Raw genomic sequence first — 15,446 nt, forward strand, 5'->3', positions numbered from 1 at the left:
TAGCAAATATTAATTCGATCAATATAAAGCGGGTGATAAATTGAGTTTAGAAGAAAAATTTATTAAATATAAAGATATCACTTTGACTATCATTCAAACAGTTAAAGTTGAGGAATATGAAAAAATGGATAAAATCTTTGCGCAAAGGCAGATAATTTTAGATGATATAAATAAAGAAAATTATCTAAAAGAAGAACTTGGAGAATTTTATACAAAATATGCAATAGAGGATTTAGAAAAAGAATTAGATTTTGATATGAAAACTAGAAAAGCGCAAATATTAAAAAAGATAAAAGTTAATGAAAACAAACAAATGGGGATGGCTGGATATAACAATATATCGGCTAAAGCAGTTTTTTTAAGCAAAAAAGTTTAATTTATAATTTATTTTTAATAAAGTATAAAGTTATTATATATACAAGCGATATATATAGTAGCAACAAAAACAAAAAACATTCGAATCGGATATTTGGACGGCGGATGGTTGCCTAACTGTTGAAAATCAACTTGATGTTTACAATGCTCTGAAAGCCTTGATATCACAAGATGATGAATTTTCAATAAAAAAGCAACAATGACAAAATGAAAAGCAACATTTCACAATTTAGTTAGTATGGCTCGCAAAGAGCTTAACTATAGATAACCAATAGAGGACAAGGATGTCCTACTAAAATTTCAAGGAGGAATATTATTATGATAATCAATCACAACTTAGGTGCTTTAAACGCTAACAGAAACATGGGCATTAATTCAGGTAATGCTAATAAATCAATGGAAAAACTTTCTTCAGGTCTTAGAATTAACAAAGCAGGAGACGATGCAGCAGGTCTTGCTATATCAGAAAAGATGAGAGGACAAATCAGAGGACTTGACCAAGCTGGAGCAAATGCTCAAGATGGTATTTCAATGATTCAAACTGGTGAAGGCGCATTAAATGAAACTACATCAATTCTTCAAAGAATGAGAGAACTTGCTGTTCAAGGTTCTAATGATACTAATACAACTGAGGATAGAAAACAAATACAAAAAGAAATGAATCAGTTAACCTCAGAAGTAAGCAGAATCGGTACTAACACTGAGTTCAATGGTCAAAAATTGCTTAATGGTACAGCAGGAGTAACAACAGCAGCAACAGGTACAACAACTGCATCATCAGCATTTACATTCCAAATTGGTGCAAATCAAGGACAACAGTTTACTGCTAATATTAGTGATATGCGTGCTGCTGCTTTAGGATTAGCAGGAACAGCAGGCTCCACAGCTGCAGGAGTTTCGGCTACAGCAGTTTCTGGTGCATCTTTTGTTGCTGGAACAACTGGAACTGATACTTTGTCAGATGTTTCAACAGATGGTGAACAAGGACTTGATATTTCTGATGCTACAAAGGCTTCAGCTGCAATTAAAGTTCTTGATGCAGCTACAGCATCAGTATCAGGAGAAAGAGCTAAACTTGGTGCATATTCAAATAGATTAGAACACACAATAGCTAATTTAGGAACATCAAGCGAAAACTTAACATCAGCTGAATCAAGAATCAGAGATGTGGACATGGCAAAAGAAATGTCTACTTTCTCAAAGAACAACATTCTTAATCAGGCTGCCCAAGCTATGCTTGCTCAAGCTAATCAACAACCACAACAAGTTCTCGCATTATTAAGATAATTCTTGTTAAAAAAAGGAGGTGGAGTTGATCTACCTCTTTTTTTTATTATTTTTATAGAGAATTTACTGAACTTTGTATAAAAATAATATCTAACTTCTAGGAGGAAGCAAATTATGAAACTTAGTATTGGAATGATGGTAAAAAATGAATCTAAATATCTTAGAAAATGTCTTGAAAGTCTTAGGCCAATTAGAGATGCTATTGAATCAGAGTTAATTATTGTTGATACAGGATCTTCTGACAACACCGCAGAGATTGCAAAAGAATTTACTGATAAGGTATATTATCATGAATGGAATAGTGATTTTTCTGAGATGAGGAATATTACTTTAAAATACTCCACTGGTGAATGGTTCTTTTACATAGATGGAGATGAAATTATAAACAATCCCAATGGAATAATACAGTTTTTTAATTCTAATGAACTTAAAACAAATAAAACAGCTAGCATTACTATAAAGAACTTTACTTCAATTGATAATGAAGATGATTTTACAGTTTTTACTGCAGCAAGAATTTTTGAAAAGGATAAGGACTTTCGTTTTGAGGGTGCTATTCATAATCAACCCATGTGGAAGAAGCCGATGATCAAGTTAAATTCGGAGTTCTATCATTATGGGTATATAAATAATGATAGAAAATTGATGGATAAAAAATTCTTAAGAACATCAGGAATATTAAAAACAGAATTAGAGAAGAATCCAGAAAATATTTACTATATTTATCAATTAGCGGTTTCCTATGCAATGCATGGAGAACATCAGCTTGCGTTAGAGACAATAGAAAAGGCTTATGATTTGATGAAATCGAAGAGAATTGATTTAAATAAATATATGTATGTAAGTATTTTTTTAGCGAAAATGTATTTAACACGAGGAAAGTTTAGAGAAGTAGAAAAAATATGTTTAGAAGCAACCCGAAAAGAGGGTTTCTATATTGACTTGTATTATTACCTTGGTAATGCACAATGCTCGATGTATAAAAATGAAGAAGCTATAGAGACATATAATATTTATTTTAAAAAGCTTAAAGATTTTAATGATTTTAAAGTAGCTGATAATCTTTCAATAATAAATTATACAATAGGGCTTTATGAATATGCATATCTGGATATGGCTACCTCATATGAAAGAATTGGAAAATATGAAGAATCATTAAAGTTCATAAAAAAAATAAAATCAGAAAAGGTATTGAATTCAACTCATAGTATAAGCATATCCTCATATGATAAGCTAAATAAATATGATGAATTAAAAAACTTTTATTGCGATATTGCTAAAAACCACAGTTTTATAGCAAGCAATTTTATAGATGCAGTAGAAGTATATTTAATAAAATCAAGTAAAAAAACTAAAGAAAATATCTATAAAATATTTTCGGAGGATGATTCAGAATATTCTTTGTTAAATAATGTAAGATTATCTTCATCTAATTTACAGTATAAATTAGATGAAGATATAGACAATTTGAACTTTAGCAATCTTCCAGACTATTTTGGAGATATACTGTATTATTTCTTATGTGAAAATATATCACTAGTAAAATATTTGCAGGGTGTTAACGATTTTAAAATTAAAAACTATTTCAATTATTTAGCCATTAGTCATGAGAATTTCGAGAAAAATTTATATAGTTATTTAAACAATTGTGAAATTACAAAATTAAATCTTAATGAGATAAGAATTTATAAAATTATGGCAGTATATCTATTACAGGATAAGGATATTGATAACGAACAGTATTCACAGATTTTAGAAAAATATTTAGAGATTGGAGAAAAATATTTAAATCAAATATATAATGAGAACATAATTCGGAATGAACTTATTAACTGCATGAAGGATGAGGAAGATTTATTCTTAATGTATATGCATTTTGCAAATAAAAATGAAAATAGTGAGTTAATTTATGTAAGATATCTTAGAAAAGCATTAGATTCATGTAATTACATGAAAAGAGGTATAGAAATACTACAGGACAAGGTCAAGGATAGGGCGATAGAAAAAAATAACGAAATGGAAGTATTCAAGAAAAAAATTAAGGAGAGTATTTCTGAGTTTATAGAGATGGGAAACTTTAATCAGGCTAATGCATTAATTGATGAGTATGAAGATATAATTAAAGCTGATCCCGAAATTTATTCAATGAAAGCTGTAGTTGCAATAACGGAAAATCGCCTAGATGATGCAAAAGACATATTAATTAATGCAGTGAATATATATAATGATGATTTTGATCTGAATTACAATCTCGGCTATGTATACGAACAATATCAGGATTATAATAAAGCAATTTTACATTATAGTTTTGCAGAAAAAAAATGTGGAGATCTTAAGGCAAAAAATGAAATAAGTAATATAATACTAAACATTAAGAAAATTCATCCAAATGTTGTAGAATTAATTTTAAAAAAGAAGATTGTGTTTTTCGATAAAGGTGATGATAAATTTATTTGGGATATAATAAATAATTTATCAGAAGAATTTGAGACTAAGCATATAAGGGTTACAGACTATAAGCAAATAGATGAGGGTATGCGATGGGCTGATATTTGTTGGTTTGAATGGTGTGATGAGCTTGTGGCTTACGGGAGTAGGCATACATTGGCAGTTGAGAAGAAGATAATATGTAGATTACATAGTTATGAGGCATTTAGTATATATCCGTCTAAAGTTGATTGGACTAAGGTTAATAAATTGATATTTGTGGCTGACAGTATTAAAAAAATTGTTATGAATAAGTTCAAAATTGCTGAATCTAAAACGGCAATAATTGCAAACGGTGTTAACGTTAACGAATATGAATTTCAAGTTAGAAATTCCGGTTTTAATATAGCCTATGTTGGATATATTAATTATAAAAAAGGTTCTATGTTGCTATTGCATACGTTTAAGGCGATTTATGATAAAGATCATAGATATAAGCTATACATAGCAGGGCAATTTCAAGACGATAGGGACGTTTTGTATTTTCAGCAAATGATTAGAGCATTTGGGATTGAAAAAAATGTAATTAATGAAGGTTGGCAGAATAATATAGATAAGTGGTTAGATGATAAAAATTATATCTTGTGTACGAGTGTACTAGAATCACAAAATATGAGCGTGATGCAGGCAATGGCCAAAGGAATAAAGCCTATTATACATAATTTCGTCGGCTGTAAGGGGATATATCCTGAAAAATATGTTTGGAATTCTATAAGTGACGCAATTACGATGTTGTCTAATAGAGAATATAACTCTAAAGAATATCTTGACTTTGTAGAAAATAACTATGGAATGCAATACGCTTTAAATAGTGTGAAAAGATTGCTTATGACACAAGATGATAATGAAGTAAATGAAGAACAATTTGATTACAAAGGATATTGGAATAAGAGGTTAAATGATAATTTTGACATAGAAGGTGTGGGTTATAGAGGTCTTGGTAAAACTTATAATATGTTTTTATATAAAACTAGACTTGAAATGTTAGACTATATAATAAAAAAAATTTTTGGGGGTTTTAAAAGTAGAAAGGTTTTAGAACTAGGGCCAGGAATTGGGATTTTCACAGAGTATTTTCATGATATTACTCGTATAAACTATTGTGCTATAGATATAAGTGAGAAATCACAAAGAGAATTAAGTAGAAAATATAACGAATTTGAGTTTATACTAGGAGATATATCAGAAAAAGAAGACTATCCTAAAGAAAAATATGACTTAATCTTTGCAGCTGATGTATTGTTACATTTAACAGATGAAGAAAAATATAAAAACGTAGTGAAAAATTTATCGAACGTATTAAATGAGGAAGGGTATATCATAATTTTTGACCCTATAACAGTAATAAACTCAAAAAGCGTATCTCCACACTTAGTTATAAGAGATATAAAGTATATAGAAAATATTCTAAATGAAAATAATTTAGAGATTATAGGCATGCTACCTTCTGCTTTTTTTATGAATAATCCTTTTGATAAAGATATTATGAAAGGTAAAGCAGACATAGTACAAAATACATTTGATATGATACAATCGGTATTTGGAAGCTCGGATATAGTGGATAACATTAAGCAAGATTTAGCACATTGGATATCATTATTAGATAAACAATGTTTAATTACAAATTCATTTGGATTATCACAAAAAGTTTTGATAATTAAAAAGAAGATTAATAATGTGCAAATAGATTTTAATATTAATGATATATGGAATTATGATGAAATAAATTCGAAATTAACTAGTATGGAAAAAGAACTAAACAAAAACGATGAGATTAAAAAGTATAATTTGATTAATTTATTTAAAAATAATGCAAATAAATTAATTAATAGCCGTTTTAAAAACATTTAGGTTAACTTGGAGTCGTTTGAACACTTTGAATACAAGTAGTTATTAAGTTGAAATCTGTGCTATCATAAAACAAGTTAATGATATATATCACAATATTTCTATGTATGTGATAACTCTTAAATCATTATATGAATTATCAATGTTCTAGAAGTACGCAATTTAATTCTGTAGATTTTAAATCAAATTCTTTAATGGTTAGTTTTAATTCTGTAATGATTAATAAACTTCAAACAGAAGGAGGTCTAATATGACACTTTACCAAAACATCGTCAATAAGGAAGAGAAAGTTGCTGTTATAGGATTAGGATATGTTGGTATGCCATTAGCTGTTGCCTTTGCAGAGAAGATAGATGTTATTGGGTTTGATATTAACAAACGGAAAATTAAACAGTATAAATTAGGCAATGACATTACTAATGAGGTTGGAAATGAAAAATTAAAAGCAACAAATGTTTGCTTTACATCAAACGAACTAGACTTGAAGAGTGCTAAATTTTATATAGTAGCTGTTCCAACTCCTGTAAATTCGGATAAAACTCCAGATTTAACACCTGTTGTAGGTGCAGCACAAATAGTAGGAAGAAACTTAACAAAAGGGTCTATAGTAGTTTTTGAATCAACGGTTTATCCTGGTGTAACTGAAGAAGTTTGTATGCCTATACTTGAAAAAGAATCAGGGCTGAAATGTGGTATAGACTTTAAAATAGGCTATTCACCAGAAAGAATAAATCCAGGTGATAGGGTTCATACAATTCAGAAGATAATAAAGATTGTTTCAGGTATGGATGAAGAAACATTGGAAGAGGTTGCAAAGGTGTATGAACTTATAATAGATGTCGGCGTTTATAGGGCCGAAAGCATCAAGGTAGCTGAAGCTGCTAAGGTTATTGAAAATTCGCAAAGGGACATTAATATTGCATTTGTTAATGAGCTATCAATGATATTCAATAGGATGGGTATAGACACAAGAGCGGTACTTAATGCAGCAGGAACGAAGTGGAATTTCCTTGACTTCAATCCAGGACTAGTTGGAGGGCATTGTATAGGAGTTGATCCATACTATTTAACATATAGGGCTCAACAATTAGGCTTTAATTCGCAAGTAATAATGGCTGGTAGAAGAATAAATGATGGAATGGGAAAATATATTGCTGAGTATACTGTTAAAAGTTTAATTAAGGCAAACAAGCAAATTAAAGGTGCCAAGGTTGTTATATTAGGTGTGACATTTAAAGAAAACTGCCCAGATGTAAGAAACTCAAAAGTAATTGATATTATAAGGGAACTCCAGGAGTACGGAATAAATATAGTTACCTATGACCCAATTGCGAAAAAAGAAGATGTTTTTCAACAGTATGGTATTGAGCTGATTGATATAAAGGATGTTAATAGTGTGGACGCTGTTGTGGTAGCAGTCTCTCATGATAAGTTCAAACATTTATCTCTAGATAAATTGAAACTAATGTATAGGGATAGTTCTAATTTAAATGAGCTTGCAGTTACATATGATGATGAATTGAAAAAACAAGATGTTCTTATAGATGTTAAGGGGATTTTTGATAAGTCAGAGGCTCAAGGGAAAGGTTTAATTTATTGGAGACTATAAGTACGATTAGTCATTAATATTTAAAAATAACTAGTCACGAATAATTAGAAAGCTAGGGGGTAAAAATTTTCTAAACTTAAACCAACTAGGGTGATAGGCTTGCAAATGGAATCATATAAAAACTTTTAAATCGGGGGGTATTATAATGGACATAGGGGTACTATCAATGGTAATGAGTCAATCAAGAGTACAACAATCAGCTGGAATAGTGGTAATGAAGATGGCTATGAACACTTGAAAGCAAAGCAAGTTCGTCGGCAAACCTCCTCACAAAGGTGCCAGGCACTTGTTAAATAATGTAAAAACAAAAGTTTTAAAAAATTAAAACTGTCAAAGTGGGTCACTTTGTGCCCCACTAAGGTAACTGTGACTTGGGAAAAACAGTAAAATAGAGAGCTGATACTGCAGCAAGCCCTCGCGATGCTAGCTCATATCTGGTGGTTAAAATCAATATTACATTTATTCCAATCATATACATGGCACGTTTCATATTATAGGGCGGAAATTAGAATGACAAATCAGCGGTAGAACTGTGCACTACTATCTTTACAAAAATATTATATGTATGAAAGTATTTTTAAAAAATTATGATTACTAATAATATGATTATGATATAATAATAGAAAAGGGAGCTGAGTTTTATGGAATTGAAAAGAAATAATGCGGTTATTATACCGTATCAAGTGGGTCACTTTGTGCCCCGCTAAGGTAACTGTGACTTGGGAAAAACAGTAAAATAGCTAACAAGCTCAGGCAAGCATTCACATGCACTCCCCTTTACATGCACGTCAGGTGTGAATAATTTGGAAATTATATAATTGTATACAGCATTAAATCAGCAAATGGGAGGTAATATAATGGACATAGGGGCACTATCAATGATAATTAGTCAAGCAAGAGTACAGCAATCACGCCAAAAGGAATAAGGCTACCTAAGTTATTAGGTCGAAAGATAAAGCAAACTTTTTTATAAAAAAGAAGCCCCCACCGCAGCGTAAGCAGGTGGAGGGATGGTTCAATCACAAATATCTTCCCTTATTATTTTCAACTCATTTAATAATGTATGAAATTTCTTTAGGTAATCATTATATTCATCCTTTGTCAAAAATTCATAATCATCCGATGCATAGCGTCTGCTAAAATAAAAATCTTTTAAATCTCTGCATAACCATTTATACTCTTTTAATTTTGAATAATCAGCTAAATATAGAACCTCTAATAATTTAACTAAATTGTGTTCGCGACTAACCATTCCATACTTTTTTAATATAATTCCTTTTATATTTTTTTCTATGCACTGCTGACAATGCACAAGTACACCATCTTCTAATCCTTCACAGTCTTTAGCTGTATCTATAAACTTTTCATCAATATCAGCAAAGTAAAACATATCTCGCTGTACCATATTACCAACCTCCTATATCTATAAAATCTTCTAATATGCTTTTCTCAAAACTTGGTTCTATACATATTTCATTATATCTAGCAGTTGTATACAACTTAATATCAACTTCTTTTGAAATATTTAAATCTTCTATAGAATCTTCTATTTCATGCCTTACCTGTCTTAATTCCCTTTTAGATTTATATGAATCAATTAAAACAAGTAAATCTATATCACTATACTTGGAATAACAACCTTTTGCTATTGAACCAAAGAGAAATATTTTTGAGCCATGCAAATTAGTAAGTATTGCATTTTTTACTTTTACAATTTCTAATCTTAAACTAACATCTAATGAATATTTAACCTCTCTATTCACAAAATTAGCTCCTTCTTTTTTTGTATTATATTCTAGACACTTTTTAATGAATACTAACTAATTCTAATATTTACTAATTGACCTTACCATTTGTCTATCTAATATATTTTCATTTTAATTCATTATAACAAATATTTCAATATAATATTTTCTTCATACTTAAGAAGCTCAGGCAATCCCTCACAATGCTACCTGCTATCTGGTGGTTTATGTCGAAATATACTAATTGAAAATGATTAAGGTGTCTAGATTTTGCGTGGTGGTGATTAAAAAATGTGTTATAATTGTAATACTTTTAAAGCTATTAAATAGGGGGTTTCAAAATGGAAAATAACAAGCCAAATAAAAATGTAACTAGTTTTAAAACAGCCAATGAAATGAAAATTATAGCCAATAATAAAAATGAAGAAAAGATTATAACCGAAGTTGAAATTGAAAAAATGTTAAAAGATATATTATCACAAGTAGAAATATCAGCCAAAAGTGGAAGCTATAATATGACATATATATGCTGTAGTAATAAATGGCAAAAGATTATTGGTTTTCAGCCTAAAAGACTAATTGATTTAGGATATAAAGCTAAAATTATTAAGTTTGAATCTAATCATGAAGATAATTTAATACAAATCGAGTGGGATTAAATAGCAAGTTCAAGCAAACCTTTAGCGAGCTCGTCAATCTTCCTCGCAATGCTACCTGCTATCTGGTGGTTTTTAGTTGGTTTTGTCGAAAGATAAATATAAATACTTTCATTGTTTAATAATGATTATATCAATTCAATAGAGGGTATAATTTTAATAAATAATGAAAACAGGAGATATTTATGGAGAAAATAAAACGCTCACGAAAGTTAAGGGAATGGTATCCAAATGCAATGTACCATATTACATCTAGAGGGAATAGAAGAAATGATATTTTTAGAGATGATGAAGATTATCAAGTTTATATTACAATTGTAAAAGAAGCAATAGAATTTTTAGAAAACCAATATGAGATAATAAGTTATTGTTTAATGACTAATCATGTACATCTTTAAGTACAAACAAAGGATAAGCATATAAAGTACCTAATGATGAGAGTTAATAGGTTTTATGCAAAATACTTTAATAATAAGTATCTTTATATTGGACATCTTTTTCAAGCAAGGTATGGGTCAGAACTTATAGAGCAAGATTCCTATGTGCTAGAAACAAGTAGATATATACACTTAAATCCTGTCAGGGCGAAGATGGTTGAAATGCCAAATAATTACCAGTGGAGTAGTTATTCTATGTATATAGGAAATGAAAAAGAAAAGTTTATTTGTAGTAATAGAGTATTATCTTACTTTAAAAACAAGAATATAGAATTGTATAAAATATATGTGGAGTCTGCGATTTCTTAGAAGTTTAGGCAAGTATTCACAAGCACCCATTCTGTGGTGTGAATTTTGGAATATATATATACATAAAAAATAAATTACAGTAACTTGTATACCAGAAAAACATTATATGGTTAATATAGATAATAAATTAAAGGAAATTATGGATCTAGTTTAAGGAGAATATTTCGTAATAAATAGACCAAGACAGTACGGAAAAACTGCTGCTTTGTATTTATTAAATAAAAAACTAAATATGTTAAAATAGAAAATAAGTCATAAACTAACGGATATAATTTTAAAATCGAAGATATCAATAATAAAAAATGTAGAATAATAATTAGTGTTGAAATCAAATTCAAAGTGAGTGTGAATATATGTACAAATATTTATTCAAACTAAACAAGGAACTTCTAGATTTGTCTGCAATAAAAATAGATGATAGATATATGAGTATATTTGATGAAATAAAAGAAAGTGAGAATATAGAATTTACGAGCGAAGATGGAGAAAGTAAAGAGTTCAAACTAAATAGAGAAGAAAAGATTATAGAAGGAAGAGGAATAAAAGGTTTTTTTGAAAAGTATGAGGCTGAGTATATTCTCATAGAGTTTTTATCAAAAAATAAGATCAAAATATATAATTGCGAGAAACCTTCTAAAACGGAGTTAAATAAATTTTAAGTAAATATTGAAAACAGAGAGAGAATGGAGCAAGTTATAAAAAAATTATGTAACATGACTAAAGGAGACGAAAAGTGGTTTCAACTTTATGATAGAGCACAAGATTTTACATATAAAGTGAATGACGATAAATTACTATGCCTTCCATATGTAAGAGACCTTGAATTGTTTGAATATCAAATAAAAACTGTAAAAGCTGCAATTAATAGATTTAAAGGTAGAGTGCTTTTCTGCGATGAAGTTGGTCTTGGTAAAACTGTTGAAGCGGGAATGACTATGATGGAATATATAACTCGTGGACTTGCACGAAAGATACTAATTATTGTACCACCTTCTCTTGTTGAGCAATGGTACACTGAAATGAAAAGAAAGTTTAATTTAGATTTTATAAAAGCATATGACCCAGAATTTAAAAATATGGGAGATGTGGCATGGGGATATTACGATAAAGTAATTGTGTCTATTGCTACTGCAAAAAGACAAAATCATAGTAGTATAATAGCTAAGATTCATTATGATCTTGTTATTGTAGATGAAGCACACCATTTAAAAAATCGAACTACAACTGCCTGGAAGTTCGTAAATACTCTCCAAAAGAAATATATATTCCTCTTAACAGCAACTCCAGTTCAAAATAAACTTGAAGAGTTATATAATCTTATAACGTTATTAAAACCTGGTCAGCTTAAAACCTATACTTATTTTAAAAATAACTTTATAGGAGATAAGGAAGGTATACAAGCAAAGAATGTGGATAGATTAAGAAGTTTACTATCTGGTGTTATGATAAGAAATAAAAGAAGCGATGTAGATATAAAATTTACGAAAAGAACGGCAATTACATATAGCGTGAATTTATTAAAAGAAGAGATAAAGCTTTATGATGATATAAGTATGTTTATTCGTGAAAAATACATAAGTAAAAATAATAGTGTACTTACACGGTTTACGTTAAAAAATCTTCAAGAACAAATGGGAAGTAGCATTTATGCTGCAATTCCTACACTTAAAAGATATGCTGAGGATGAAAGGCTTACAAGCGATGAGAAAAGCATTGTTAGTGAATTTAGTAATAGGGCAGAGAATCTAATAATCAATGAATCATACTCAAATGCAAAAATAAAACAAATGCATAATATCATAAAAGAGGTAAATGATAAAGTGCTCATATTTACAAAATATAAGGTTACGCAGAAATTCATAGTAGAATATCTTCAAAACGAAGGATATCTTGTTGCAGAATTTCATGGTGGTCTTAAAAGAAAAGAAAAGGAAGAACAAGTTGCATACTTTAAAGAAAAAGCTCAAATTTTTGTATGTACTGAAGCAGGCGGGGAAGGACGGAATTTACAATTTTGTAATGTTATGATTAATTATGATTTACCGTGGAATCCTATGGCAATAGAACAAAGGATAGGAAGGATACATCGTGTAGGACAAACTAGAGATGTCTATGTGTATAATTTAGCAGCTCAAAACACCGTTGAACATTATATACTTGAACTTTTAGATAAGAAAATAAACATGTTTGAACTGGTTATAGGTGAAGTAGACATGATTTTAGGAGATATCGAAGAGGAAACTGAATTTTCCCAAATTATTATGGACACTTGGGTTAATGCAGAGACAATGAAAGATATGGATGAGCAAATAGATAAATTAGGAGAAAAACTTCTTGAAAATAAGAAAAAGTATATTAAAATGCAGGAGCTTGATGAGGGTTTATTCGGAAATTCTTTTAATTCAGATAATATAGAGGAGAATTAATTATGGGACTTCAAAATTTTGTTATAGAAGTAATACAAGCAATAGGAGGTGAGGTAGAACTCTTAGAATACTCTTTGTGTTACGCTATGATACCCGAGGAATATAGTTATATATTTAATGGAAAGACTGAAATTTTATTAGCTTTTGATTTTGAAGTAGCAGAGGAAAATCCTGAATCTGAGTTTGTAACATTTGGAAGTTTTGTACTTGACAAAATAATGAACATAGCTAGCATAAAAGCAATAAGCACAGTGCGTTGTATTATTGCAGATAATATTTCATTATCCAAAGCTGAAGAAAAAATAAAAAGATATTTTGGTATTGACAGAGGAACTATGAAAATATTAGATGAGCAAGGTGTGATGGGAAGATGGATATGTTTTAATTATAGAGTCGGATATACATCGGAGGAGAGATTAGAAGAACTAAGAGATGTATGGATAAATCTTCAAAATGGTGAAGTAGACAATGAAATTAGAGAAAATAAAAACAGTTTATATATTGAAAATAATCCTCAATATAATTATAAACTTCCATTTCAAGTTGATACAATTAAGGCTTTTGAAAAAGCTTATGAAGAGATAAATGTGATAACTAAAGAAAGTAGTAGTAAAGTTATTAATAGGTTAGAATTTAATAGAGAAATCACAAGAATTGATGAATATTATGATGAAATAGAGAAAGAAAATTTAAAACTAATGCAGCGAAAAGGCATAACAGAAAAAAGGAAAAGTGAACTATTGGAAAAATGTGATTCATACAAACTTGAGAGAGAAAAACAAAAGAGTGAGATGATAAATAAATACACTGTAGATGTTGATATTTCTTTGGATTATGGTGTTGTGTATATAATTCCTTTGATTGAATATGATGTTGAGATTATATCAAGAGGGAATAAGGATACAAAAAAAGTGTACTATAATCCAGTATTGAAATGTTTTTGTGAGGATTAATAAATTTATAAATACGCCTGTAGAAAATGTATCGCTTGATGCTCCATTAAGGTAAATGTGAGCTAAAAAACATTTATCCAAAATAATATAAAGTTTTCAACTTTTTAAACGAAGTATTAAGTGAAGTACTAAATAAAACATACTAAAAACTTTAATGGAGATGATTTTATGAGAGTTAATAAGAATATGGCATCTTTAAATATATATAAAGCATACAGTAAGAATCTTACTAAACAAAATTTATCACTTGGGAGGATATCTTCTGGTATTAAAATAAATAGTTCAAAGGATAATCCTAATGCAATTGCACAAAGCGAGAGATTTAGAATGCAGGTAAGAGGACTTCAAATGGCGGCAAGAAATACTCAAGATGGAGTTAGCATGCTTCAAACTGCAGAAGGTGGTCTTGAGGGGATAACTAGTAGTCTGCAGAGAGTTCGTGAGTTGTTAGTTCAAGCTGGAGGAACTACAACAGAGTCGGATAAAGCAAATATTCAAATGGAAATAGACCAAATGCTAGATGGAACAGACGACATGGCTAATAATACTGAATTTAATGGAGTTAAGCTTTTATCTGGTGGTGCAAATGATGGCAGTGATAATATAACAATGGTTACGGGAGCTACTGTAGGAGAAAAAATAGACATACCAAGATTTGATTTAACTACAACTGGCTTAAAACTTAAGGATGCTAGCGGAGTGATAGTAGATGTGAACAATATAGATGATGCGCTGAAACTTGTAGATGATGCTCTCGATACTGTTCTAAGTTCAAGAAGCAAATTTGGAGCGTTAGAAAATAGATTTGAAAGTACTTATAATTCTATAATTGATATATCAGATAAAGTAGAAACCGCTGAAAGTAGTATAAGAGACACAGATTTAGCTGCGGAAATGATGGAGTATTCTAAGTCAAATATTTTAGTGGAAGCAGGAAATGCAATGATGGCTCAATCAAATAAATTACCACAGGATGCACTAAGAATTTTAGAGAACGTTAGAAGTAGGTAAAGAACTTAGTATCTTTGAGTTCTTTTTATTTTTTTGTTCTATTTATTTTGGGAATTTATTAGAGACGCTGAATTATCTTTAATTTATATAGGATAAAACAACTAATATATAGACATATTACAACATTAATGTATAATATAATTATGCAATGTAAACAATGAATGAACAGTATAAAAATTATATCAAGATAAACATATCCCTTTAAACAAGCACTTTAACAGTGAATTATGTCGCTTTGAATTTGTAAGTTAATGTATTTAATAAAAAATAATTAAAAAAATGTTCACACTGATAAGCAAGTAG

General features: G+C 29.5%; 14 protein-coding genes. 12 read left to right on the forward strand and 2 right to left on the reverse strand.

Features of this window, described 5'->3' with window-relative positions; all coding sequences use genetic code 11:
• Positions 1–40: 40 nt before the first annotated feature.
• The 5 genes from ACREVX_RS03265 to ACREVX_RS03285 all read left to right on the forward strand — a co-directional run bounded on the left by ACREVX_RS03265 (position 41) and on the right by ACREVX_RS03285 (position 7,844).
• Positions 41–376: a hypothetical protein gene (locus ACREVX_RS03265; protein WP_431542736.1), complete on the forward strand. Its 336-nt coding sequence runs from the start codon at positions 41–43 to the stop codon at positions 374–376.
• Positions 377–693: 317 nt separating this feature from the next.
• Positions 694–1,662 carry a flagellin Hag gene (gene hag / locus ACREVX_RS03270; RefSeq protein ID WP_431542737.1) on the forward strand — a complete coding sequence of 323 codons (969 nt, stop codon included), beginning with the start codon at positions 694–696 and terminating at the stop codon, positions 1,660–1,662.
• Positions 1,663–1,776: 114 nt separating this feature from the next.
• Entirely contained in the window at positions 1,777–6,000 is a 4,224-nt protein-coding gene (locus ACREVX_RS03275) for a glycosyltransferase (RefSeq protein ID WP_431542738.1), read from the forward strand.
• Positions 6,001–6,247: 247 nt separating this feature from the next.
• Positions 6,248–7,606, forward strand: coding sequence for a nucleotide sugar dehydrogenase (locus ACREVX_RS03280; protein WP_431542739.1), 1,359 nt, complete (start codon positions 6,248–6,250; stop codon positions 7,604–7,606).
• Positions 7,607–7,751: 145 nt separating this feature from the next.
• Entirely contained in the window at positions 7,752–7,844 is a 93-nt protein-coding gene (locus tag ACREVX_RS03285; RefSeq protein WP_431542740.1) for a putative motility protein, read from the forward strand.
• Positions 7,845–8,621: 777 nt separating this feature from the next.
• Here ACREVX_RS03285 and ACREVX_RS03290 read toward each other — a convergent pair.
• Positions 8,622–9,011 (reverse strand): HEPN domain-containing protein, encoded by a 390-nt coding sequence (locus tag ACREVX_RS03290; RefSeq protein WP_431542741.1) that lies wholly within the window; start codon positions 9,009–9,011, stop codon positions 8,622–8,624.
• Position 9,012: 1 nt separating this feature from the next.
• On the reverse strand, positions 9,013–9,369 hold the full coding sequence (locus ACREVX_RS03295) for a nucleotidyltransferase domain-containing protein (RefSeq protein WP_431542742.1): 357 nt from the start codon (positions 9,367–9,369) through the stop codon (positions 9,013–9,015).
• Positions 9,370–9,692: 323 nt separating this feature from the next.
• Here ACREVX_RS03295 and ACREVX_RS03300 point away from each other — a divergent pair, with 323 nt between their 5' ends.
• From ACREVX_RS03300 to ACREVX_RS03330, 7 genes are all read left to right on the forward strand, one after another.
• On the forward strand, positions 9,693–10,010 hold the full coding sequence (locus ACREVX_RS03300) for a hypothetical protein (RefSeq protein WP_431542743.1): 318 nt from the start codon (positions 9,693–9,695) through the stop codon (positions 10,008–10,010).
• A gap of 182 nt (positions 10,011–10,192) precedes the next feature.
• A complete protein-coding gene (locus ACREVX_RS03305; RefSeq protein ID WP_431542744.1) occupies positions 10,193–10,405 on the forward strand; it encodes a transposase in 213 nt (70 codons plus the stop codon).
• A 33-nt stretch (positions 10,406–10,438) separates the two neighbouring features.
• Positions 10,439–10,753 (forward strand): transposase, encoded by a 315-nt coding sequence (locus tag ACREVX_RS03310; RefSeq protein WP_431542745.1) that lies wholly within the window; start codon positions 10,439–10,441, stop codon positions 10,751–10,753.
• A gap of 353 nt (positions 10,754–11,106) precedes the next feature.
• The gene (locus ACREVX_RS03315; protein ID WP_431542746.1) at positions 11,107–11,412 is read left to right on the forward strand and encodes a hypothetical protein; all 306 of its coding nucleotides are present in this window, start codon (positions 11,107–11,109) and stop codon (positions 11,410–11,412) included.
• A 54-nt stretch (positions 11,413–11,466) separates the two neighbouring features.
• Positions 11,467–13,179 carry a DEAD/DEAH box helicase gene (locus ACREVX_RS03320; RefSeq protein ID WP_431542747.1) on the forward strand — a complete coding sequence of 571 codons (1,713 nt, stop codon included), beginning with the start codon at positions 11,467–11,469 and terminating at the stop codon, positions 13,177–13,179.
• Between the two features lie 2 nt (positions 13,180–13,181).
• Positions 13,182–14,132, forward strand: a complete 951-nt coding sequence (locus ACREVX_RS03325) for a hypothetical protein (protein WP_431542748.1) — start codon at positions 13,182–13,184, stop codon at positions 14,130–14,132.
• 168 nt (positions 14,133–14,300) lie between these two features.
• A complete protein-coding gene (locus tag ACREVX_RS03330) occupies positions 14,301–15,143 on the forward strand; it encodes a flagellin N-terminal helical domain-containing protein (protein ID WP_431542749.1) in 843 nt (280 codons plus the stop codon).
• Positions 15,144–15,446 lie beyond the last annotated feature (303 nt).

Source organism: Clostridium sp., assembly GCF_050717545.1.
Lineage (GTDB): Bacteria > Bacillota > Clostridia > Clostridiales > Clostridiaceae > Clostridium_AD.